We start from the raw sequence: 20,574 nt of genomic DNA on the forward strand, positions 1-20,574 counted from the left end.
GGGGGGGGGGGGGGGGGGGGGGGGGGGGGGGGGGGGGGGGGGGGGGGGGGGCCGGGCCCCCCCCCCCCCCCCCCCCCCCCCCCCCACTCCGGTGGGTCGGGGGCTCAGCGGGGGCGCGCCACCGAGGCGAGCGTGCCGCCGGCCGAGTCGAGCCACCCGACGTAGGCGCGGGTGTTGCTCCCGCCCCGACGGTCGAGGTCGACCGCGATGCTGCGGTGCCCGGCGCCGCCGATCGTGACGGTGCGGGACCCGATGGTCCCCCGGCCGTCGACGACGTAGACGTGCGCCGTCCCGGGGCCGTTGGCGCGCAGGCGTACCCACGCGGTGTCCTTCGACGTCGTGAGGCGCTCGACCCATCCGGCCCGGGCCGGGCTGCTCGCCGGGTCACCGGCCAGCGGCACGTCGACGCGCACCGCCTGCGCCAGGCTCGGCGGGCTGTCGAGCGAGGACAGTGCCGTCAGCGGGATGACCGGCTCCGGCGCCTCGGCCGGTCGGTCCGCCGGCGGCGTGTAGCCCGGCAGCGTCGCGACGCCCCAGCGGTACGGGTCGCCCTGCACGCCACCCCAGGTCGACCAGCCGATGCGGGTCTGGCCGGTCTTGTCCTGGGTGTCCGAGTCGTAGACGAAGACGTCGAGCCCGAGGTGCTCGGGGTCGACCGCGCCCGGGAGCTCGGACATCGGGATGGACACCTCGACGGTGTAGCCGTCGTACGGCGCGTTCACCGTGGAGGCGACCTTCATGCCGGGCGCCGTCTCGGCGGCCGGTCCCTGGTGGTTGTCCGCGTCGCGCAGGCCGCAGGCCGGCCCCTCCGCGGTCACCGGCAGCACGGCGGCCTTGAACGTCGTCGACGTGTTCTCGCTGTCACCGCGGGGGTCGACGGCGATCTCCACCGAGTCGGTGCGCCAGTGCCGCTTGCAGTCCGCGGCGGCGAGCTTCGTGCCGAGGACGTCGTCGGTCACGTGCACGAGGACGTTGAGGGTGTCGTCGTGCCAGGCCACCTTGCCGGTCGCCGAGCAGTCGGCCGCCGACGAGCACGCGGTGCCCTCCCAGAGCCGGGACAGGTCGAGCGCCTCACCCGGGTACTCACCGGGTGACTCGACGCCGTCGACCACCGGTGCGGTAGAAGCCTGCTCGATGGTCGTGGACGGCACGAGCTCGAGCGCGGCCGACGTCGTCGCCGTCCCCGCCCGGGTCGTCGTCCGGATGGCGTAGGCGTAGTCGCCGGCAGCCGCGCCCGGGGTCCCGCCCTGGTTCGACGTCTTGAGCGAGGTGTCGGTGTTGGTCACCGTGAAGGTGACGCTCCCCGTGGCCCCGGCGGCCAACGGACCGTAGGGGGCCGACGCCGGCGTGGCCGTTAACCCGGCCGGCAGGTCGAGCGAGACCGTGCCGGCATCGGTGGCGGAGCCGTTGTTGCGCAGGTCGACCCGTACCTCGCGGCTGCCACCGGACGGCAGCGACAGGACGGGCGTGACCGTGCCGCTCAGCTGCGGCTGGTGCGCCACGGACGGCGCCCAGCGCTCGAACTCGGTCACCTGCGGCAGCAGCTGCGGGCGGGCCGAGACGGTCGGGACCACCTGGACGACCCGGTCGGAGTACCCGGACCCGACCCGCGTCGACAGCCGGGCGGCGATGCGCTGGCGCTCGCCGGCGCTCGCGTCCGCCGCCGGAGTGACCCGGAAGCTGCGGGTGACGGTGTGGCCGGGACGGACCGTGCCGATGCGTCCGTCGCCGCGGGCGCTCCAGCCGTCGGGCAGGTCGAGCGCCACCGACGTGCCGGGCAGCGCCCGGCGCGGTGCGGTGACCGAGACCTTCGCGGTGAACGCGCCCCCGGCCAGGACCTCGAAGCGGTCGGTGGTGACGCGCAGCCCGGTCCCGAGCGGGACGGCGCCCCGCTGGTGGACGGTGGCTCCGGCCAGCGCGGCCGAGGAGCGGTGCGCCGCATCGGTCCCGGGCTCGGCGAAGGGCACCCGTGAGTCGATCTGGCGGAAGACGTCGCAGCCGAGCTGCGCGGGGTCGGTCGGCACGTCCGGGAAGCCCGCCCAGCCCTGCGAGGCGTACTGCCGCTGGGCGTCCCGCTCGACGGCGGCCCAGCTGCGGCCGTCGGGAGCCTTCGCCCCGGACCACACGCCGTACACGGTCTGGGTCGGGTCCTTGGGCGCCAGCTGCGACATGCACTGCTCGCCGGTGGGTGCGGTGGCCGTGCCGCGGTTCAGCAGCTTGGCCGGGGCCCAGGGCTTCAGGCCCTCGCGGCGGATCTGCTCGGGGAAGCGCGCCGGGTCGGCCGCCGCCTCGAAGGCCTCGGTGGCCAGCCGGGCGGCGTCCTGGTGGTTGCCGTGGTTGCCCGGCGAGGGAGCGGGGTCCATCGTGAAGAGGACCTCGGGCCGGGTCTCGCGGATGACCCGCACGACCTTCCCGAGCACCTGGTCGTGGTCCCACACCTGCTGGGTCAGGGCGTCGCTGACGGTGTAGTAGAAGTCGACCTCGTCGAGGTTGAACACCTCGGTGATGCCGGCCTTCGCGACGGCGGCCCGCTCCTCCTTCTCGCGGAGCAGCCCGAGCGCCGGGCCCTCCTCGGGGCCGACCGCGTTGCCGCCGCCCTCCCCGCGGGTGACCGTGACGACCCCTGTGCGGAGGCCGTTCTCGTGGCCCCACTCGCCGAACGCCGACAGCGAGCCGGCCTCGTCGTCGGGGTGGGCGCCGATGAACAGCGCCCCGAGGTCGACGGGCGTGCCCGCCGACGTGGTGGCGGCCGGGGGCCGGGCGCTGCCGTGCCCCCCGCCGTGGTCGCCGGACGGTGTCGCCGCGGCGGCTCCTGCCCCGGTGAGCGCGAGCGCGACCACCGTGGCGAGCGTCCCCACCCTCCGTGCGGACGTGCGTGGTCTGCTGACGTGCGTGGTCATCGTCGACCTCGTTCCCTGTCGGTTCGGATCCCCTGCCCCTACTCCCGGACTGCTCCTTCGAGCATCCCGGCGATGAAGTGGCGTTGCAGGAACAGGTAGAGCACGACCACCGGCGTCGCGACGATGCACGCACCGGCCGCGAGCAGGGTGAAGCCCTGCGTGTACTGCCCCTGGAAGAACGCCAGCCCGAGCGGCGCGGTGCGCAGCGACTCGGAGACGACCATGACGAGGGGGACGAGGAACTCGTTCCACGTCCACATGAAGGTGAGCACGGTGAGCGTGACGACCGCCGGGCGGGCGAGCGGCACGAGCACCTGCCAGAGGATGCGCCACGTCGAGGCGCCGTCGAGCCGCGCGGCCTCGACGATGGCGGGGCTCGCCGACCGGAACCACGCCCGCATCCAGAAGGTCCCGAAGGCCACCGACTGCGCGATCTGCGGCAGCAGCAGGGCCCAGATGGTGTCGGTGAGCCCGAGGGCGCGCAGGTCGTAGTAGAGCGGCACGAGCACGGCCTCGCTGGGCATCATGATGCCGACGAGGAAGAGGTAGAAGAGCACGGTCGAGCCGCGGAAGCGCATCGTGCCGAGGGCGTACCCGCTGAGCAGCGAGAACACGACGCTGACGACGACGACGGTGCCCGAGACGAGCAGGCTGGTGCGCAGGTAGCTGCCGAACCGCCCCTCGTTCCAGGCGGTCACGAAGTTCTCGGGGTGCAGCCCGAGCACCCCGCCGCCCACCGTGCCGCCGGCGGCGTCGTCCGGCCCGAGGGCGGCGACGAGCACGGTGAGCACCGGCCAGACGGCGAAGAGCGCGAACGCCGCGAGGATGACGTAGTTGGCGGCACGCTCGCCGCGGGAGACGCGCATCAGCGCTCCCGCTCCGCGATCCGGGTGATGCCGAACGAGATCGCGAAGATCACCACCGTCAGCACGACGGCGATGGCGGCCGCCGACCCCACCCGGCCCTGCTGGAAGGCGCGGTTGTAGACCTCGTACGACGGCACCGAGGTGCTCGTGCCGGGGCCGCCGCGGGTCGTCACGTAGACGAGGTCGAAGGTGCGCAGCGCCGCGATGACGGTGAGCGTCAGGGCGACCGCGATCTCGCCACGCAGTGCCGGGAGCGTGATGGCGAAGAACTCGCGGACCGGTCCGGCGCCGTCGAGCCGCGCGGCCTCGTACAGCTCGCCGGGGATCTTGCCGGTGCCGGCGAGCAGGAGGACGGTGACCAGCCCGATCTCGAACCACGTGCCGATGAGCCCGACCGCGGGCAGCGCCGCGGTGTAGTCGCCGAGCCAGCCGCGGGCCAGCGACCCCAGGCCGAGGGCGGAGAGGAGGTCGTTGACGCTGCCGTCCGGGGCGTACATCCGGCGCCACGCGACGGCGATGACGACCATCGCCACGACCTGCGGGAGGAAGACGACGGTGCGGAAGAAGCCGAGGCCGCGTACCTGGGCCCGGGACAGGATCGCGGCGAGGACGAGCCCGACGACGAGCGGCAGCAGCGCGTAGAACGCGATGAGGACGAGCGCGTGCCCGAACGAGGCGCGCAGCGCGGGGTCGGAGACGACCTCCGTGTAGTTGTCGAGGCCGACGAACGTCGCGAGGGTGTTGCCGTTCCAGTCGTAGAGCGAGATCTGGGCGGCCCGCAGCAGCGGGTAGAGCAGGAACGCGGCGTAGACGAGGAGGGCGGGCAGCACGTACAGCCACCCGACCGCGCGCGGCGCCCCGGGGGGCCCGCCGCCACGTCGGCGTCGGGCCCGCACCGGGGTGCTCGCGCGGGTCTGCTCCGCGGTCGCGGTGTCCGTCATCCGTTCTGGGCGACGAAGTCGCCGTAGTCCTTCTGGACGGTGTCGAGGAACTGCTCGGGCGTGGACTTCGCGGCGAGCAGGTCCTGGAGCGCTGCGCCGAGGGTGTCGGCCATCGTCGGGGTCGCGTAGTCGAGGTACGGGACGAGCGAGTCGTCCTCCACCGCCGTGCCGAACGCGGTGAAGACGTCCTGCCCGATGGCGCTCGGGGCCTTCTGCTCGGCGGTGTCGGCGACCGGCAGGTTCTCGGTCTTGGCGAGCACCCCCATCGCGTTCTTGCTCGTGATGAAGTCGATGTAGGCCGCGGCGGCGTCCGGGTTCTTCGCCTTGCTCGAGACCGCCCACGGGATGCCGGTGCCGCCGGTGGCGACGGGTGCCTGCTGCGCCTTCGGCGGCAGGGCGAAGGTGACGTCGTCACCCATCGCCTTGCCGAGGTCGGCCTGCAGCCAGGTGCCGGCGATGAGGTAGGCGCCGGTGCCCTTGGAGAACGCCTGCCAGGCCGGGTCGTACCCGAGGCCGTTGACGTCCTTGCCGAAGTACCCCTTGGAGACCCAGTCGGCGATGGTCTGCGCGGCCTTCGTGTTCTCCGGCGTGGTCCAGCTGCCGCCCTTCTGCCCGAACCCGAGCTGGCGGATCTGGTCCGCAGGGGTGGTCTGCGCCTGCACGGTGCCGAAGACGTGGATGGCCGGCCACTTGTCGAGGTTGCCGAGGACGAGCGGCTGCTGCCCGGCGTCCTTGACCTTCTGCAGGGAGGACTCGAAGCCGGCCCAGTCGGTGGGGACCTCGGTGACGCCGGCCTTGGCGAGCACGGCCTTGTTCGCGTAGACGCCCACGACCTCGCCGACCTGCGGCAGGCCGTAGAGGTTCCCGGTGCCGAAGGTCTTGCCGTCCTCGGAGTAGCTCGAGTACTTGCGGACCGACTCGGGGTAGCGGTCGGTCCACTTGTAGGCCTCGGCGTACCGGTCGAGAGGCAGCAGCTGGCCGGCCTGGACGAACTTGCCCATGTCGGGGCGGCCGTTGTTGGCCTGGAAGACGTCCGGCGGGGTGTTGCCGGAGAGCGCGAGCCCGAGGGTGGTCTTGAGGTCGTCGAAGGACCGGGTGACCCGCTTGAGGGTGATGTTCGGGTACTTGGCCTGGAACTCCTTGTTGAGCTCCTCGATCTGGGCGGCCTGGCCGCCGCGGACCTCCTGGTCCCAGACGGTGAGCGTGACGTTCCCCATCGAGGCAGGGTCGGTGTTGACCTGGCCGGTCTGCGACGCGGTCGACCCGCTGGTGCTGTTCGAGCCCGGCGTGCACGCCGTCAGGGCGAGCGCGCCGAGCATCCCGGCGGCGATCAGGGTGGTCGTGGGTCTCCTCATGCGGGCTCTCCTCGGGTGGTGGTGGCGGCGGGGCGGTAGCCCTCGACGTCGACGTGGCGGGCGATGGTGGCGGTGGCGCGGCGCTCGGCCCCGATGGGGACGTCGGGGACGAGGTCGTCGAGGAAGGAGTACCGGCGCCGTAGCGACCGGTGGTAGCTGTCGGTGCTGTCGCCGTCGCGCAGGTGGTGCCACCAGTCCGCGATGTCGCCCCAGCCCGGCGCGGCGAGCGAGCCCCCGAAGTGCTGCACCGCGAGCGCGGAGCACAGCGCTGCGAAGCCGATGCGTTGCGAGAGAGGCCAGCCGGCCACGGTGCCGACGACGACGGCGGCGCCGAAGACGTCGCCGGCGCCCGTGGGGTCGAGGGCGTCAACACGCAGCGCCGGGACGACGGCCTCCTCGCCGGTGCGCGAGTCGATGGCCAGCGCGCCCTCCTCGCCGTTCGTGACGACGGCGAGCGGGACGAGGTCGGCGAGCACGTACAGCGCCTCGTTGGCCGTGCGCGTGCGCGTGTAGGCCATCGCCTCGACGGCGTTGGGCAGGAAGGCGTCGCAGACGCTCAGCTGGTCGAGCACCTCCTGCGGCCAGCGGCCGGTGGGGTCCCACCCGACATCCGCGAAGACGAGCGCCCCTGCGGCACGAGCCTTCTCGACCCACGTCGGCTCGCCGTTGCCGGTCAGGGGACGCTCCGGGCCGAGCTCGGCCATCACGGCGCGAGCGCGGGGCGGGTCGCCGATGAGGGTCGTCGCGTCGAGCGGCGGCGGGTGGCCGTGGCTGACCATCCCGCGGTCGCGGGCGACGGCCATCGAGACGGTGACGGGCGAGTGCCAGCCCTCGAAGCGGCGTGAGCGGCTGAGGTCGACCCGCTCCTCGTCGGCGAGGGTCTCCCAGCAGAAGTCGCCGTAGGCGTCGTCGCCCAACGCGGCGGCGAGCGAGGTGCGCAGGCCCAGCCGGCGGGCCGCGACGGCGAGGTTGGCGATGCCGCCGGGGCACGAGCCCATGCCCGTCGCCCAGACCTCCTGGCCGCCGTCGGGCAGCGCCTCGAGGCCGGTCATGATGATGTCGAGGAAGACGGTGCCCCAGACGAAGACGTCGCACTCGGGGTCGCCCTCACGGCGCATCGCGGCGAGCGGGTCGAAGGCCGGGGACGGCACGGCGTGGTCTCCTTGGTCGTCTGCGGGTGGTGGACAGCATGCACCCGCGGAGGGGTCGGAAGGCTCGCTAGGTGCACGGAAAAGTTCACCCGCTGCCGCTGGATGCAGATTTCTGATCGCTATGGTGGGCGCATGCGGGCAGCGCGGCAGCGATCCATCGTCGGACGGCTCCGTGCGCGGGGCACCGCCTCCACCGAGGAGCTCGCCGAGCTGTGCGGGGTCTCCGTCGCCACCGTGCGCCGCGACCTCATCGAGCTCGAGCGGGGCGGGGCGCTGCGGCGCGTGCACGGCGGTGCGGTCAGCGGTCACGTCGCGGATGCCGACGCGGTGCGGGGGTTCGCCGAGGTCGCCGCTACCGACGCCGCCGAGAAGTCGGCCGTCGCCCGGCGCGCCGCCGAAATGGTGCGCGACGGCGACTGCGTCGTCCTCGACATCGGCACCACGACGATGCTCCTCGCCCGCGAGCTGCGAGGCCGCGACGTCACGGTCGTCACCGCGAGCCTTGCCGTCCTCGACGTCCTGCGCGGCGACGACGCCGTCGAGCTGATCCTCCTCGGTGGGGTGGTGCGCAGGACGTACCACTCGCTCGTCGGCTCGCTCACCGAGGACGCCCTGCGCCAGGTGCACGGTGCGCTGGTGTTCCTCGGCGCGAGCGGGGTCCGTTCGGATGGAACGGTTCTCGACACCACCGCCGTCGAGGTGCCGGTCAAGCGGGCGCTGCTCCGGGCCGCCGACTCCTCCGTCCTCCTCGTCGACGCGCACAAGATGCCGGGCACGGGCTCGCTGCGGGTGTGCGAGGCCGGGGCCGTCGACGTGCTGCTGACCAACGAGGGGGCCGACCCCGCCACGCTCACCGCCTGCCGGGCGGCCGGCACCGAGGTGGTCCTCGCGTGAGGCTCGCGATGCTCGGCGGCGGCGGGTTCCGTACGCCCCTCGTGTACGGCGCGCTGCTGCAGGACCACCACGAGCGGCGGGTCGACGAGGTGTGGCTGCACGACGTCGACGAGGGCCGGCTCGCCGCCATCGCACGGGTGCTGCGCGAGATGGCCGCCGGCCACGAGGACGCCCCCGTCGTCCACGCGAGCACCGATCTCGACACCGCGCTCGAGGGCGCGGACTTCGTCTTCTCGGCCATCCGCGTCGGCGGGCTCGAGGGGCGCACCGCCGACGAGCGGGTGGCCCTCGACCTGGGCCTGCTCGGGCAGGAGACCACCGGGCCGGGCGGGCTGTCCTACGGCCTGCGGACCGTCCCGGTGGCGCTGCACGTGGCGCGGCGGGTGGCCGAGGTGGCGCCGGACGCCTGGGTCATCAACTTCACGAACCCCGCCGGCATGATCACCGAGGCCATGCAGTCGGTGCTCGGCGACCGGGTCGTCGGCATCTGCGACAGCCCGATCGGGTTGGGGCGCAGGGCCGCCGCGACGTTGGGCATCGACCCAGCGGAGACGGTCGTCGACTACGTCGGGCTCAACCACCTCGGTTGGCTGCGCGGGGTACGGCACGGCGGCCGCGACGTGCTCCCCGACCTGCTCGCCGACGACGCGCTGCTCAGCTCGATGGAGGAGGGGCAGCTCTTCGGCCTCGACTGGCTGCGCACGCTCGGCACCATCCCCAACGAGTACCTGTACTACTACTACTTCACCCGCGACGCCGTCCGCTCCATCACCGGGTCGGGGCAGACCCGCGGCGAGTACCTGCTCGACCAGCAGCGTACGTTCTACGCCGGCCTGAACGGGAACGACTCCGGCACAGGGGCTCTCGCCGAATGGGACCGCGTGCGGATGGAGCGCAACGCCACGTACATGAAGGAGGCCCGCGACGCCGACGAGGAGCGCGACGAGGCCGACGTCCAGGGCGGCGGGTACGAGGGCGTGGCGCTGGCCATCATGGCCGCCATCTCCCGCGGCAAGCCGGCCGAGCTCATCCTGAACGTGCGCAACGGGGGGACCGTGCCCGGGCTGCCGGACGACGCCGTGGTCGAGGTGCCGTGCACCGTCGACGCGGGCGGCCCGCAGCCGCACGAGGTGTCGCCGCTCGTCGGGCACCCGCTCGGGCTCGTGCAGCAGGTCAAGGCCGTGGAGCGGCTCGTCATCGAGGCGTCGGTGACCGGGTCGGAGCGGCGGGCGGTCGAGGCCTTCGCCCTGCACCCGCTCGTCGACTCGGTGACGGTGGCCCGGGAGCTGCTGGCCGGGTACCGCGCCCGCATCCCGGCCGTCGACGCCGTCTTCACCCGCCGGCACTGACGCCCGGCACCCCCGGCCCGGGGTGACACGATCGGGCGGTGGGACCTCGGGAGCACCGATGAGCCCGAGGCGCCGGCTGGCCCTCGGCGCGCTGGTCCTCGCCCTCCTGCTGGCCGTCGGCGTGGTGGTCGTCCGTCCGCTGCTCCCGGCCGGCGGGGTGGCGCAGGACGTCGGGGGTCCGGTCCTGCTCGTCCCCGGCTACGGCGGTGACGTGCGCTCGCTCGAGCCGCTGGCCGCCGCCCTGCGCTCCGGCGGCCGCGACGCGGTCGTCGTGCCCGCGGTCGGCGACGGCACCGGCGACCTGCGGGCCCAGGCCGACCGGCTCGCCCGCGCGGCCGACGACGCCGTCGCCGCGGGCGCGCCGTCCGTCGACGTCGTCGGGTACTCCGCCGGCGGGGTCGTCGCGAGGCTGTGGGTCGACGAGCTCGGGGGCGCCGAGACGGCCCGGCGCATCGTCACCCTCGGCTCGCCGCACCACGGCACCGACATCGCCGGGCTGGGTGCCGCCACGGGGGCCTGCCCGGAGGCGTGCCGGCAGCTCGCGCCGGGGAGCGACCTGCTCGAGGGGCTGGCCGAGGCCCCCTCGGGTCCTGCGTGGACCAGCATCTGGACCGGGCAGGACGAGACGGTGACCCCGCCGGAGTCCGCGCAGCTCGCCGGCGCCGTCGACGTCGAGGTCCAGGCGGTGTGCGCCGACGCCCGGGTCGCCCACGGGCAGCTGCCCCGGGACGCCCTGGTCGTGGGCGTCGTCCTCCAGGCGCTGGGGGAGCGCCCGCTGGAGGAGCGCCCCGCTGCCTCGGAGTGCGCCGCCCTGCGGTCCGCGGGGGCGCGCGCCCTCGGGGGCGGCACCGGCGGCTGACCTCAGGTCGTGACGTCGCGGGTCGTGAAGTTGGCCCAAGCCGCGCCGAGCAGGACCACGACGTAGCCGGTCTGCACGAGGACCCCGGAGGTGATGTCCCCCCACGGCACGGGGTCGCGGAACAGGTCGACCCAGGCCAGCCAGTAGCGGGTCGGGAGGTAGTCGCGGACCGCCCCGGCCGCGTCGAGGGTCACGAGCACGGTGCTGCTCACGAGGACCGCGAGCCCCCCGAGGGCCGCCGCGATGGGGGAGTCGGTCATCGTCGACAGCAGCATCGAGACCGCCGCGAGGCCCACCATCGACCAGCCGATGTAGAGGACCATCACGCCGGTGCGCCAGGCGAGGTCGGCCGGGGTGAGGGCGGTCCCGGCGAGCGTCGTGGTCGTCAGGGTGCCCGACGTGCCGAGCAGCGTGACGCCCGCGACGTAGCCCACGACCGCGACCGCGACGACGGCCAGCAGGGTGAAGGCGACGACCGAGACGAGCTTGGCGACGAGCAGCCGCGTGCGCCCGACCGGCCGGACGAGGAGGTAGCGCAACGTCCCGGCGGCGGCCTCGCCGGCCACGGACTCGCCGGCCTGCACCGCGACCGCGATCGGCAGGAAGAACGGCAGGACGATGCCGAGCGCCGCCGCCGGGAAGAGCGCCCCGTTGCCGAGCACGGCCGAGAGCAGCGTCGGGCCCTGGCCGGGGCGCGGCGCGATCTCGGTGACCGACAGGAGGACGGCCACGACGACGGGGAGCAGGCAGAGCAGCCCGATGCTGATCCACGTGCGCGGCCGGCCGACGAGCTTGCGCAGCTCGACGCGGATCACGTGGTCAGCCCCAGCACCGACTGCTCCAGGGTCCGCCGCTCGGGGGCCGCCTCGAGCACCCGGACCCCGGCCCGCACCAGCCGGTCGATGGCGTCCGCGACGCTCGTGCCGTCGAGCACCAGCTCGCCGGTGGGGCTCGCCGCCCGACCCGGGACGAGGTCGAGGGCGCGCTCGGCGGCCGCGACGTCGTCGACCCGGACCAGGGTGCGCCCGGTGGGTCCGCGCAACGAGTCGAGGTCGTCCTGGGCGACGAGCCGGCCGCGGTCGAGCACACCGACCCGGGTGCAGAACAGCTCGACCTCGGCGAGAAGGTGGCTGGAGAGGAACACCGTCGTCCCGGCCGCGTTGAGGCCGAGCAGCAGGTCGCGGACCTCGGCGATGCCGCGGGGGTCCAGGCCGTTCGTGGGCTCGTCGAGCACGAGGAGGCGCGGCCCGCGCAGCAGCGCCGCGGCCAGCCCGAGGCGCTGCTTCATCCCCAGCGAGTAGGCGCGGACGGGCCGGCGACCGACGTCGGCGAGCCCGACCTGCTCCAGTGCCTCCTCGATGCGTCGGCGCCGCGTGCGCCGTGAGCCGCTGCCGGCCGCCAGGGGCTCCGCGGACGGGCCGCCGCCCGCGCGGGCCGGCCCGGCGGCGTCGAGCAGGCGCAGGTTGGCTCGGGCCGAGAGGTGCGGGTAGGCACCGGGACCCTCGACGAGAGCCCCTACCCGGGGCAGCACCTCGTGGGCGGCGCGCGGCACCGGACGGCCGAGCACCTCGATGTCACCGCTCGTCGCGTGGACCAGGCCGAGCAGCATCCGGACCGTCGTCGTCTTGCCGGAGCCGTTCGGGCCGAGGAAGCCGTACCGGTCGCCGGGGCGCACGAGCAGGTCGAGGCCGTCCACCGCCGTGACCCGCCCGAAGCGCTTGGTCAGGCCGCGGGTCGCGATGACGGCCCGCTCGGCGTCGGCGCTCATCGCAGGCTCCGCGCCGGTGGCGTCGCGAAGAGGTCGGCGGCGACCGCGTCGAGCAGGGCGGGCTCGACGAGCCCGGCGAGGACGTAGGCGTGCTCGCCGTCCTCGCCGACCGCCAGCACGACGTTGAGCAGGCTCGAGCCGATGCGCACGAGGCGACCGCCGGGGACCTCCTCGGCCACCGACCCGGCGGCGGTGGCGCTCCCGACGACGTCGCCGCTCAGCCGGTCCGGGAGCGGGAGGACGGCGACGCGGACGAGGCCGTCGCCGTAGGTGCCGGTGCCCTCGACCGCGGGGTCGGTGGCGGGCAGGCCCGCGAGCTCGTCCGGCAGGGACCACGGCGAGCGTTGCGCGATGCGGGAGACGAGGTCGGGGGCCCGGTCGAGCTCCCGGCGGGCGTTCGGTGGCGCCGGTGGGGTGAGCACGTCGTCGTCGGGCCGACCGGTCGTGACCCCCGAGAGGGCGGTGACGAGGGCGTCGCCGCCGCGGGCGTCGACGAGGAGGAGCCGCAGCGGCAGCCCGGTGGCGCGGTCCAGCCAGACGTCGGCCCGGGCGACGGTGCTGCGCCGGTCGCCCGGGACGATCCGCAACCCGTCGGCCTCGCGCCCCCCGACCCGTCGGGCGGGGAGCAGGCTCAGCCGGTCCGACGGCCCGAGGGAGGCGAGCAGGCGCCGTACCGCCTGCGGGGGGAGCAGGTCGTCGGCCCGGGGCAGCCGCGCCACGGGCTCGCCCGCGACGGTGACGAGCCGTCGGCTCTCGTAGTCCCAGGTGGTGATCGACGTGTCCAGGCCGTAGGTGTCCTGCTCGCCGGAGAGCCCGACGACGTCGACCCGCCACCGGGTCGGGGCGGCCCACCAGACCCGGGTCCGGGTCGTGCCCCCGAGCAGCGAGGCCAGACCGTCGAACCCCCGCAGGTCGGGGAGGGCGAGGGCGCCGCGGCTCTCGCCGGTGGCCGAGTACGCGACGTCGTCCGAGGCCAGCGCCCGCTCGACGAGGGCCGTGGGCGAGGTGGTGGTGGGGGCCACGCCCACGGCCGACCACGCCCAGGGGGTGACGACGAGCGACCCGACGAGGAGGGCGGTCCCGGCCGTCACCGCCGCCCAGCGCCGGCGCGCGGCGCGGCTGACGACGGTGCTCATGCCGCAGTGTCACCCGGCAACCTGAACGCGGCAACAGTCCTTTGGTCCACCTCGGTACACCCGGCGGCGCACGCTCCCGTACTCCCCGCGGCCGATGCCACCGCGCGGGGACCCCGGCTACGGTCGGGGGATGCGTGAGCGCGCGGAGCCCCGGCCGTGGCGCGCCGGCCCGCCCACGTGGCTGCCGGCGGTGCCGCTGGCCGGTGTCGCACTGCTCCTCCAGCTCGGTGGGTCGCTCGGGCGGGCCGCCCGCGACGGGACGAGCGTCGGCTGGTTCGGAGTGTTGCTCCTCGTGGCCGGGCCGCTGGCCATCGCCCTGCTGTCCCGCTTCCCGCTCGTGCCGCTCGGCGTCTCGATCGTCGCGGCGCTCGCCTACGTCGCCACCGACCACCCCGTGGGGCCGGTGTTCGCGGCGCCCGTGGCGGCCCTCCTCGTGGAGGGGGTGCGTCGGCGACGGGAGCGCTTCTCGCGCGTCCGCGAGGAGCGGCGCGACCGCGTCGACCGGGCCCGCGCCGAGGAACGGATGGCGATGGCCCGCGACCTGCACGACGCGCTCGGCCACAGCCTGACCCTCATCAACGTGCAGTCCGCCGCGGCGCTGCACGCGTTCGACCGCGACCCCGAGAACGCCCGCCGGGCCCTCGGGACGGTCAAGGCCGAGTCGCACCGGGCGCTCGAGGAGGTGCGCCGGGTGCTCGACGCGGTGCGCGACGGCTCGGGAGCCGCGGTGCGCCCCGGCCCGGGGCTGGCCGACGTCCCCGCGCTCGTCGCCGCCGACCCGGGCTTCGGATGGCGGGTCGAGGGCCTGGGCGATGTCGGGTCGCTGCCCGCCGCCCTCGACGCCGCCGCCTACCGGGTCGTCCAGGAGACGATGACCAACGTCCGCCGGCACAGCGGCGCGCGCGGGGCATCCATCCGGTTCTCCCGCAACGACACCGAGATGTCGGTCGAGGTTCGTGACCCCGGACGCCAAGGGGGCGCCGTGGAGACCGTCGAGACGTCGGGGACCGGCCTGGTGGGGATGCGCGAGCGCGTCGAGCGGCTCGGTGGCACGCTCGATGCGGGGCCGGCGGGCGACGGGTACCGCGTCCGGGCCGTGTTCCCCGTCGACCGCCGGGAGGAGGAGCGATGACCACCGTCGTGCTCGTCGACGACCAGCCGCTGCTGCGCGCCGGCTTCCGGATGATCCTCGACGGTGAGGCCGACCTCGAGGTCGTGGGCGAGGCCGGTGACGGCGACACGGCCGTCGAGGTGGTCCGCCGGCTGCGGCCCGACGTCGTGCTCATGGACATCCGGATGCCCTCGCGGGACGGGCTGTCGGCCACCGAGGAGATCTGCGCGGACCTCACGCTCGCCGGGACGCGGGTGCTGGTCCTCACCACGTTCGAGCTCGACGAGTACGTCTTCGAGGCCCTGCGGGTGGGCGCGAGCGGCTTCCTGCTCAAGGACGTCGAGCCGGCCGACCTCATCGCGGCCGTGCGGCAGGTGGCCGCGGGTGATGCGGCGCTGTCCCCGAGCGTCACGCGCCGGCTGGTCGAGCACGTGGCCTCGGGGGATGCCCGGCGCCCGCCGGTCGAGCAGGTGCGGTCCCTCGAGGCACTGACCGAGCGCGAGCGCGAGGTCGTCGCCCTGGTCGGCGAGGGGCTGACCAACGACGAGATCGCGGCCCGGCTCTTCCTCTCGCCGGCCACGGCGAAGACGCACGTGAGCCGGGCGATGACCAAGGTCGGCGCCCGGGACCGCGCCCAGCTCGTCGTGCTCGCCTACGAGAGCGGCCTGGTCCGCCCGGGCTGGATGGCCTGAGGGCTACCCCGTGGGGAGCAGGCGGGGTCACTCCCCCCGGCCGACGCGGGAGCAGGTGCGCCCGGACGACGGTGGTGGGGTGACCGAGAGCCGGTCGCCCCACACCGAGAGGACGCGCCATGACCGCGGTGACCGCACTCGCCACCCACCCCGGTCCCTACGCCGGGGGCGGCGGCTTCCACTGGTGGTTCCTGTTCTTCCCGTTCGGCTTCTTCCTGTTCTGGGTGCTCTTCTTCGTCGCCCTCCGCCTGCTCGTGTTCCGCCGGTGGGGCGGGCCCGGCGGGCGGCCGGGGATGCACCGGGGCCCCGGCGCCGAGCAGGTGCTCGCCGGGCGCTTCGCCGCGGGGGACATCGACGAGCAGGAGTACCGCGCCCGCCTCGAGGTGCTGCGCGCCTCGCCGCCGGCCCACGGCTGACGCCGAGCCCGTGCGAGGTGCGCGGCTCCGCGGGCGACCGCACCCGGACCCGCGCACCTCGCACGGAGGCGGGGGGTCAGGAGCGCTGCTGTACCTGCACCGGGTGGTCGGGGTGGCGCTGGAGCCACGCCCGGGCGAACGGGCAGTCCGGCCGGACCGTGCGACCCTGCTCGGCGAGCCGGTCGACGGCCGCGCGCACCAGCGCACCCCCGACCCCCTGCCCCTCGAAGCCCTCCTCGACCTGCGTGTGCACGAGCACCACCGCCGTGCCGTCGTGGCTCTCGCGCCACACCAGCTCGCCGGCCACGTGCTCGCCCACCCGGGCGATCCACGCGTGCTCGTCCTCGACCACCTCGACGTCGGCCACCGACACCACCTCCGTCGCCCATGCTGGCACCCGACACCGTCCGGACGGCCCGTTGTGGCGGCCGGGTCGCGTCCGCTCTACTGGCGGGGTGGCCCACCCCACCACCCGCCGCCCCGCCGGGCGCGCCGATGCCCCCGCGCCCGGGGTCCGCTCGGTCGTCGCGGAGTCCTGGCTGCGCTCCACCGCGGCCGGCGTCGACCCCGACGCCCACCTGGCACCGGTGGTCCTCGACACCGCAGACCTCGCCGACTACCGCGCCACGCACGCCCTGTCGCACGTCTTCCCGCTGCTCTACGACGTCCTCGGCCGGGCCGCCGTCGACTGCGACTCGGTGATGGCCGTCGGTGACGCCAGCGGCCACCTGCTCTGGGTGTGCGGGCCGCCGAGCGTGCTGCGGCGCGCGGAGAGCATCAACTTCGTCGAGGGGTCGGTGTGGAGCGAGCCGGGGGCCGGCACCAACGCCCCCGGGATGGCCCTGCACCTCGACGCCCCCGTCGCGGTGCACGGCGGCGAGCACTTCAACCGGCTCGTGCACCCGTGGTCGTGCGCGGCGGCGCCCATCCACGACCCGACGACCAGCCGGGTGCTCGGCGTCGTCGACGTCACGGGCGGGCCCGACGTCGCCTCCCCGCAGAGCCTGGCGATGATCCGCGCCGCCGCCCGGATGGCCGAGTCCGAGCTGGCCCGCCTCGCCCTGACCGGCACGACCCTCGCGCTCCCCGGCTCGACCGAGCTCCCCGACGCGACCGGTGTGGTGCGCGTGCGGGCGCTGGGGCTCCCGGAGGCGGTCGTCGAGGTCGCGGGCCGGACGCACCGCCTCAGCCGGCGGCACAGCGAGATCGTCGTGGCGCTGCTGGAGCATCCTGGTGGCCTGACCGCCGAGGAGCTCGAGGCCCGTGTCTACCCCGGCCGGGTCAACGCCTCGACCCTGCGCGCCGAGATGACCCGCCTGCGCACCCTCCTCGGCCCCGACGCCCTCGTCTCCCGGCCCTACCGCGTGCTCGCCGACACCGAGAGCGACTGGCGCAGCGTGGCGGCGCTCATCGGCACCGGGCGGGTGCGCGAGGCGCTGCAGGCCTACAAGGGGCCGCTGCTGCCGGGGTCGGAGGCCCCGCTCGTCGCCGAGCTGCGCGACGTCCTCGAGGCCCAGGTCCGCTCGGCCGTGCTGCACTCGGGCGAGGCCGACCTGATGGTCGGGTGGACCCGCTCGCGGTGGGGCGCGGGCGACCTCGAGATGTGGGAGCGGCAGGTCGAGGCGCTGCCGGCGACCTCGCCGCTGCGCCCGGTGGCCGAGGCCGAGGTGGCCCGCCTCCTCGCCGACGACGCCTGACCGCGACCCGCCTCTCCGGGCGAACGTGTGTGAACACGCCGGAGGTCTCCGGCGCGTTCACACACGTTCGCGGGTGGGGGTTGCACGCACGGTGCAGCGTCGTTGCAACGTCGCACTCCCTACCGTCGCGGCATCCCGATGAGGGCACCCGACGATCGAAGGAGATCGAGTCAATGACGACGTACATCCCCCCGGGCCGCGACGGCAGCGGCATCGAGGTCAAGAGCCGGTACGAGAACTGGATCGGCGGGCAGTGGGTGCCCCCGGTCAAGGGCCAGTACTTCGAGAACATCACCCCCGTCACCGGGCAGCCGTTCACCGAGATCGCCCGCTCCTCCGCCGAGGACGTCGAGCTCGCCCTCGACGCGGCACACGGCGCCGCCGAGGCGTGGGGCCGCACCAGCGCCACCGAGCGCTCGAACGTCCTCCTGCGGATCGCCGACCGGATGGAGGCCCACCTCGAGGACCTCGCCGTCGCCGAGACCTGGGACAACGGCAAGCCGGTCCGTGAGACCCTCGCCGCCGACCTCCCCCTGGCCATCGACCACTTCCGCTACTTCGCGGGAGCGGTTCGGGCACAGGAGGGTTCGATCGGTGAGATCGACGAGGACACCGTGGCGTACCACATCCACGAACCCCTCGGCGTGGTCGCGCAGATCATCCCGTGGAACTTCCCGATCCTCATGGCGGTGTGGAAGCTCGCCCCCGCGCTCGCGGCCGGCAACTGCGTCGTCCTCAAGCCCGCCGAGCAGACCCCGTGGTCGATCCTCAAGCTCGTCGAGCTGGTCGGCGACCTGCTGCCGGACGGCGTGCTCAACGTCGTCAACGGCTTCGGGGTCGAGGCCGGCAAGCCGCTCGCGAGCAGCCCGCGCATCGCCAAGGTCGCCTTCACCGGCGAGACCACGACCGGCCGGCTGATCATGCAGTACGCCAGCCAGAACCTCATCCCGGTGACGCTCGAGCTCGGCGGCAAGAGCCCGAACATCTTCTTCGAGGACGTCGCCCGCGAGCGGGACTCGTTCTACGACAAGGCTCTCGAGGGATTCGCCCTCTTCGCGCTCAACCAGGGCGAGGTCTGCACCTGCCCCAGCCGCGCGCTCATCCAGTCCTCGATCTACGACGAGTTCCTCCAGGACGCCGTCGACCGCGTCGGGAAGATCGTCCAGGGCAACCCGCTCGACACCGAGACGATGATCGGCGCGCAGGCCAGCAACGACCAGCTCGAGAAGATCCTGTCCTACATCGACATCGGTAAGCAGGAGGGCGCCAAGGTCCTCATCGGCGGCGCCCGGGCCGACCTCGGCGGCGAGCTGTCCGGCGGCTACTACGTGCAGCCGACCGTCTTCGAGGGCCACAACGGCATGCGGATCTTCCAGGAGGAGATCTTCGGCCCGGTCGTCTCGGTCACCCGCTTCGACGACGAGGCCGACGCCCTCAAGCTCGCCAACGACACCCTGTACGGCCTCGGCGCCGGCGTGTGGAGCCGCGACGGGAGCCAGGCCTACCGCGCCGGCCGCGAGATCAAGGCCGGCCGCGTGTGGACGAACAACTACCACGCGTACCCGGCGCACGCGGCCTTCGGCGGCTACAAGCAGTCGGGCATCGGGCGCGAGACCCACAAGATGATGCTCGAGCACTACCAGCAGACGAAGAACCTGCTGGTCAGCTACAGCCCGAACGCGCTCGGGTTCTTCTGAGCCGATGGGAGTCCCGGCCACCGCGAGCCGGGTCGGGGTCACCGGTGGGGCGGCGCAGCTGCTGCGTCGCCTCACCGGCACCCACGGCCCGCTGATGTTCCACCAGTCCGGCGGGTGCTGTGACGGGTCCGCCCCGATGTGCTACCCCGACGGCGAGCTGCTCGTCGGGGACCAGGACGTCTTCCTCGGCGAGCTCGACATCGAGCTGGACCGCCCTGTCCCCGTGTGGATCTCGCGCCCGCAGTTCGAGTACTGGCGCTACACGCACCTCACCATCGACGTCGTGCCGGGCCGCGGCGCCGGGTTCTCGCTCGAGGCGCCGGAGGGGGTGCGCTTCGTCATCCGCTCACGGGTACTCACCGAGGAGGAGCTCGCCGTCCTCGACGCCTGAGGGAGGGCAGGCGCCCGGGACCCACCGACCGGTCGGTCCGGGTGCAGCAGGGACGCGCCCGGACCGGCCCCGGGGACTGACCGGGTGGGCGGGGCGGTACGCGCCGACCCGTGCTTGGGTGGGGGGATGGACCGCGCCGCCCTCCGTCAGATGCAGGCCCCGCTCCGGGAGCGCTACGCCGCCGACCCCGCCACCGCCGTCACACCGCTGCACGCCCGGGGTGACCTCCGCGACGAGGGCGTGACCTTCACCGTCGACGGGTTCGCCGGACCGGTGCGCGCCGGCCTGCACGAGGCCACCGGCGGCGACGGGTCGGACGCGTGCAGCGGGGACATGCTGCTCGAGGCGCTGCTGGCCTGTGCCGGCGTGACGCTTCGCAGCGTCGCCACCGCGATGGACCTGCGGCTGCGGTCGGTGACCGGCGTCGCGGAGAGCAGCTTCGACGCCCGCGGCACCCTCGGCATCGACCGCGAGGCGCCGGTGGGCATCGGCCCGGTCACCCTGACCTTCACCGTCGACACCGAGGCCGACGACGCCGCGCTCCAGCGGCTGGCCACCTCGACCGAGCGCTACTGCGTGGTGGGGCAGTCTCTCCGGGAGGCGCCGCGCGTGGTCGTGGTGCGGCCCTAGCCTGTACCCGAGCGCGGCGACCGACGCCGCGGCGATGCGAGGAGAGCAGACGCGATGAGTGCACCCCCCGGATGGCACCCGCAGCCGGACGGCCGTGAGCGGTGGTGGGACGGCCAGCAGTGGACCGAGCACTTCCGCGACCCGGTGGCCACCCCGGTCGCTCCCGCGCCGTACGGCGACCCGAACGCCCAGGCCGGCACCGGCTACGGCACGCCGGGCGCCGGGTTCCCCCCGCCCCAGAAGCAGGGGATGAGCGGCGGCGCCAAGGGCTGCCTGATCGCGGCGGTCGTCATCGTCGTGCTCCTCGTCGTGGGAGTCATCGTCGGGGGGATCCTGTTCGCGCGCACCGCGAGCAAGGCCGTCGACGAGGTCCGCTCGGCCGTCCCCACGAACTTCCCGACCGACCTGCCGAGTGCCGGTGGCGACCCGGTCACCGTGTCGGTCGGCGACGGCTTCGAGCTGCCGAACGTGACGGTGGCCGGCGGCTGGCGCCTGGAGGACCAGGCGGGGATCGGCAAGACGATCGAGGGCATGACGGCGACCTTCTCGGCGTCCAACGCCACCGGCAGCGTGTTCTCGATGGCCTTCGCCGGCGGCGAGGAGACGGTCTGCACCGCGACGCCGACCGACGGGGCGCAGACCGGCACGGTCAACTGCATCCCCGTCTTCGGTGACGTCGCCGACGACGCCGAGGTGACGATCACCCCCACCTTCTGAGCGG

Annotated in this window: 20 protein-coding genes; 11 read left to right on the forward strand and 9 right to left on the reverse strand. The window is 74.5% G+C overall.

Annotation, left to right across the window (positions count from 1 at the left end; all coding sequences use genetic code 11):
* Positions 1 to 104: 104 nt before the first annotated feature.
* Genes ACQZ2A_RS20705 through ACQZ2A_RS20725 form a run of 5 tightly spaced genes read right to left on the reverse strand, consistent with a single transcriptional unit; the run spans position 105 to position 7,180 of the window.
* Positions 105 to 2,900, reverse strand: coding sequence for a sugar-binding protein (locus ACQZ2A_RS20705; protein ID WP_430214737.1), 2,796 nt, complete (start codon positions 2,898 to 2,900; stop codon positions 105 to 107).
* A 38-nt stretch (positions 2,901 to 2,938) separates the two neighbouring features.
* Entirely contained in the window at positions 2,939 to 3,766 is an 828-nt protein-coding gene (locus tag ACQZ2A_RS20710; RefSeq protein ID WP_430214739.1) for a carbohydrate ABC transporter permease, read from the reverse strand.
* Positions 3,766 to 4,707, reverse strand: coding sequence for a carbohydrate ABC transporter permease (locus tag ACQZ2A_RS20715; RefSeq protein ID WP_430214741.1), 942 nt, complete (start codon positions 4,705 to 4,707; stop codon positions 3,766 to 3,768). The genes ACQZ2A_RS20710 and ACQZ2A_RS20715 overlap by 1 nt, the downstream gene beginning before the upstream one ends.
* A complete protein-coding gene (locus ACQZ2A_RS20720) occupies positions 4,704 to 6,062 on the reverse strand; it encodes an extracellular solute-binding protein (RefSeq protein ID WP_430214742.1) in 1,359 nt (452 codons plus the stop codon). The genes ACQZ2A_RS20715 and ACQZ2A_RS20720 overlap by 4 nt, the downstream gene beginning before the upstream one ends.
* The gene (locus ACQZ2A_RS20725; RefSeq protein ID WP_430214769.1) at positions 6,059 to 7,180 is read right to left on the reverse strand and encodes a carbohydrate kinase family protein; all 1,122 of its coding nucleotides are present in this window, start codon (positions 7,178 to 7,180) and stop codon (positions 6,059 to 6,061) included. The genes ACQZ2A_RS20720 and ACQZ2A_RS20725 overlap by 4 nt, the downstream gene beginning before the upstream one ends.
* 165 nt (positions 7,181 to 7,345) lie before the next feature.
* Here ACQZ2A_RS20725 and ACQZ2A_RS20730 point away from each other — a divergent pair, with 165 nt between their 5' ends.
* From ACQZ2A_RS20730 to ACQZ2A_RS20740, 3 genes are read left to right on the forward strand one after another with little or no spacing between them, the layout of a single operon-like run.
* Positions 7,346 to 8,107, forward strand: coding sequence for a DeoR/GlpR family DNA-binding transcription regulator (locus ACQZ2A_RS20730; RefSeq protein WP_430214744.1), 762 nt, complete (start codon positions 7,346 to 7,348; stop codon positions 8,105 to 8,107).
* Complete coding sequence (locus ACQZ2A_RS20735; RefSeq protein ID WP_430214745.1) at positions 8,104 to 9,456, forward strand: 6-phospho-beta-glucosidase; 1,353 nt, start codon at positions 8,104 to 8,106, stop codon at positions 9,454 to 9,456. The genes ACQZ2A_RS20730 and ACQZ2A_RS20735 overlap by 4 nt, the downstream gene beginning before the upstream one ends.
* Before the next feature lie 58 nt (positions 9,457 to 9,514).
* On the forward strand, positions 9,515 to 10,315 hold the full coding sequence (locus ACQZ2A_RS20740; protein ID WP_430214747.1) for a lipase family alpha/beta hydrolase: 801 nt from the start codon (positions 9,515 to 9,517) through the stop codon (positions 10,313 to 10,315).
* Positions 10,316 to 10,317: 2 nt separating this feature from the next.
* Here the strand turns inward: ACQZ2A_RS20740 and ACQZ2A_RS20745 are convergent, their stop codons facing one another.
* The 3 genes from ACQZ2A_RS20745 to ACQZ2A_RS20755 are packed head-to-tail and all read right to left on the reverse strand — an operon-like array spanning position 10,318 to position 13,219.
* Positions 10,318 to 11,130 (reverse strand): ABC transporter permease, encoded by an 813-nt coding sequence (locus tag ACQZ2A_RS20745; protein ID WP_430214748.1) that lies wholly within the window; start codon positions 11,128 to 11,130, stop codon positions 10,318 to 10,320.
* A complete protein-coding gene (locus ACQZ2A_RS20750; protein ID WP_430214749.1) occupies positions 11,127 to 12,083 on the reverse strand; it encodes an ABC transporter ATP-binding protein in 957 nt (318 codons plus the stop codon). Before ACQZ2A_RS20750 ends, ACQZ2A_RS20745 begins: the two co-directional genes overlap by 4 nt.
* Positions 12,080 to 13,219, reverse strand: coding sequence for a sigma-E factor regulatory protein RseB domain-containing protein (locus tag ACQZ2A_RS20755; RefSeq protein ID WP_430214751.1), 1,140 nt, complete (start codon positions 13,217 to 13,219; stop codon positions 12,080 to 12,082). The genes ACQZ2A_RS20750 and ACQZ2A_RS20755 overlap by 4 nt, the downstream gene beginning before the upstream one ends.
* A gap of 130 nt (positions 13,220 to 13,349) precedes the next feature.
* Here ACQZ2A_RS20755 and ACQZ2A_RS20760 point away from each other — a divergent pair, with 130 nt between their 5' ends.
* The 3 genes from ACQZ2A_RS20760 (at position 13,350) to ACQZ2A_RS20770 (ending at position 15,438) form a co-directional block, all read left to right on the forward strand.
* A complete protein-coding gene (locus ACQZ2A_RS20760) occupies positions 13,350 to 14,351 on the forward strand; it encodes a sensor histidine kinase (RefSeq protein WP_430214753.1) in 1,002 nt (333 codons plus the stop codon).
* Complete coding sequence (locus tag ACQZ2A_RS20765) at positions 14,348 to 15,022, forward strand: response regulator (protein WP_430214754.1); 675 nt, start codon at positions 14,348 to 14,350, stop codon at positions 15,020 to 15,022. Before ACQZ2A_RS20760 ends, ACQZ2A_RS20765 begins: the two co-directional genes overlap by 4 nt.
* A 119-nt stretch (positions 15,023 to 15,141) precedes the next feature.
* A complete protein-coding gene (locus tag ACQZ2A_RS20770; RefSeq protein ID WP_430214756.1) occupies positions 15,142 to 15,438 on the forward strand; it encodes a hypothetical protein in 297 nt (98 codons plus the stop codon).
* Between the two features lie 76 nt (positions 15,439 to 15,514).
* Here the strand turns inward: ACQZ2A_RS20770 and ACQZ2A_RS20775 are convergent, their stop codons facing one another.
* Entirely contained in the window at positions 15,515 to 15,805 is a 291-nt protein-coding gene (locus ACQZ2A_RS20775; protein WP_430214758.1) for a GNAT family N-acetyltransferase, read from the reverse strand.
* An 88-nt stretch (positions 15,806 to 15,893) separates the two neighbouring features.
* Between ACQZ2A_RS20775 and ACQZ2A_RS20780 the strand changes: the two genes are divergently transcribed.
* From ACQZ2A_RS20780 to ACQZ2A_RS20800, 5 genes are all read left to right on the forward strand, one after another.
* Positions 15,894 to 17,135 carry a GAF domain-containing protein gene (locus ACQZ2A_RS20780; protein ID WP_430214760.1) on the forward strand — a complete coding sequence of 414 codons (1,242 nt, stop codon included), beginning with the start codon at positions 15,894 to 15,896 and terminating at the stop codon, positions 17,133 to 17,135.
* A gap of 173 nt (positions 17,136 to 17,308) precedes the next feature.
* Positions 17,309 to 18,832 (forward strand): aldehyde dehydrogenase, encoded by a 1,524-nt coding sequence (gene adh, locus ACQZ2A_RS20785; protein ID WP_430214761.1) that lies wholly within the window; start codon positions 17,309 to 17,311, stop codon positions 18,830 to 18,832.
* A 4-nt stretch (positions 18,833 to 18,836) separates the two neighbouring features.
* Positions 18,837 to 19,223 (forward strand): DUF779 domain-containing protein, encoded by a 387-nt coding sequence (locus tag ACQZ2A_RS20790; protein ID WP_430214763.1) that lies wholly within the window; start codon positions 18,837 to 18,839, stop codon positions 19,221 to 19,223.
* A 126-nt stretch (positions 19,224 to 19,349) separates the two neighbouring features.
* Positions 19,350 to 19,853, forward strand: a complete 504-nt coding sequence (locus tag ACQZ2A_RS20795; RefSeq protein WP_430214765.1) for an OsmC family protein — start codon at positions 19,350 to 19,352, stop codon at positions 19,851 to 19,853.
* A 54-nt stretch (positions 19,854 to 19,907) separates the two neighbouring features.
* Entirely contained in the window at positions 19,908 to 20,570 is a 663-nt protein-coding gene (locus ACQZ2A_RS20800; protein WP_430214767.1) for a DUF2510 domain-containing protein, read from the forward strand.
* Positions 20,571 to 20,574 lie beyond the last annotated feature (4 nt).

This window comes from Phycicoccus avicenniae (assembly GCF_050496545.1).
GTDB classification, from domain to species: Bacteria; Actinomycetota; Actinomycetes; order Actinomycetales; family Dermatophilaceae; genus Phycicoccus; species Phycicoccus avicenniae_A.

Excerpts from the sequence above, each read along its gene's own strand:
- ACQZ2A_RS20705 (WP_430214737.1), bottom strand. The coding sequence starts at position 2,900 with ATGACCACGCACGTCAGCAGACCACGCACGTCCGCACGGAGGGTGGGG.
- ACQZ2A_RS20710 (WP_430214739.1), bottom strand. The coding sequence starts at position 3,766 with ATGCGCGTCTCCCGCGGCGAGCGTGCCGCCAACTACGTCATCCTCGCG.
- ACQZ2A_RS20715 (WP_430214741.1), bottom strand. The coding sequence starts at position 4,707 with ATGACGGACACCGCGACCGCGGAGCAGACCCGCGCGAGCACCCCGGTG.
- ACQZ2A_RS20720 (WP_430214742.1), bottom strand. The coding sequence starts at position 6,062 with ATGAGGAGACCCACGACCACCCTGATCGCCGCCGGGATGCTCGGCGCG.
- ACQZ2A_RS20725 (WP_430214769.1), bottom strand. The coding sequence starts at position 7,180 with ATGCGCCGTGAGGGCGACCCCGAGTGCGACGTCTTCGTCTGGGGCACC.
- ACQZ2A_RS20730 (WP_430214744.1), top strand. The coding sequence starts at position 7,346 with ATGCGGGCAGCGCGGCAGCGATCCATCGTCGGACGGCTCCGTGCGCGG.
- ACQZ2A_RS20740 (WP_430214747.1), top strand. The coding sequence starts at position 9,515 with ATGAGCCCGAGGCGCCGGCTGGCCCTCGGCGCGCTGGTCCTCGCCCTC.
- ACQZ2A_RS20750 (WP_430214749.1), bottom strand. The coding sequence starts at position 12,083 with ATGAGCGCCGACGCCGAGCGGGCCGTCATCGCGACCCGCGGCCTGACC.
- ACQZ2A_RS20755 (WP_430214751.1), bottom strand. The coding sequence starts at position 13,219 with ATGAGCACCGTCGTCAGCCGCGCCGCGCGCCGGCGCTGGGCGGCGGTG.
- ACQZ2A_RS20760 (WP_430214753.1), top strand. The coding sequence starts at position 13,350 with ATGCGTGAGCGCGCGGAGCCCCGGCCGTGGCGCGCCGGCCCGCCCACG.
- ACQZ2A_RS20765 (WP_430214754.1), top strand. The coding sequence starts at position 14,348 with ATGACCACCGTCGTGCTCGTCGACGACCAGCCGCTGCTGCGCGCCGGC.
- ACQZ2A_RS20770 (WP_430214756.1), top strand. The coding sequence starts at position 15,142 with ATGACCGCGGTGACCGCACTCGCCACCCACCCCGGTCCCTACGCCGGG.
- adh (WP_430214761.1), top strand. The coding sequence starts at position 17,309 with ATGACGACGTACATCCCCCCGGGCCGCGACGGCAGCGGCATCGAGGTC.
- ACQZ2A_RS20790 (WP_430214763.1), top strand. The coding sequence starts at position 18,837 with ATGGGAGTCCCGGCCACCGCGAGCCGGGTCGGGGTCACCGGTGGGGCG.
- ACQZ2A_RS20795 (WP_430214765.1), top strand. The coding sequence starts at position 19,350 with ATGGACCGCGCCGCCCTCCGTCAGATGCAGGCCCCGCTCCGGGAGCGC.
- ACQZ2A_RS20800 (WP_430214767.1), top strand. The coding sequence starts at position 19,908 with ATGAGTGCACCCCCCGGATGGCACCCGCAGCCGGACGGCCGTGAGCGG.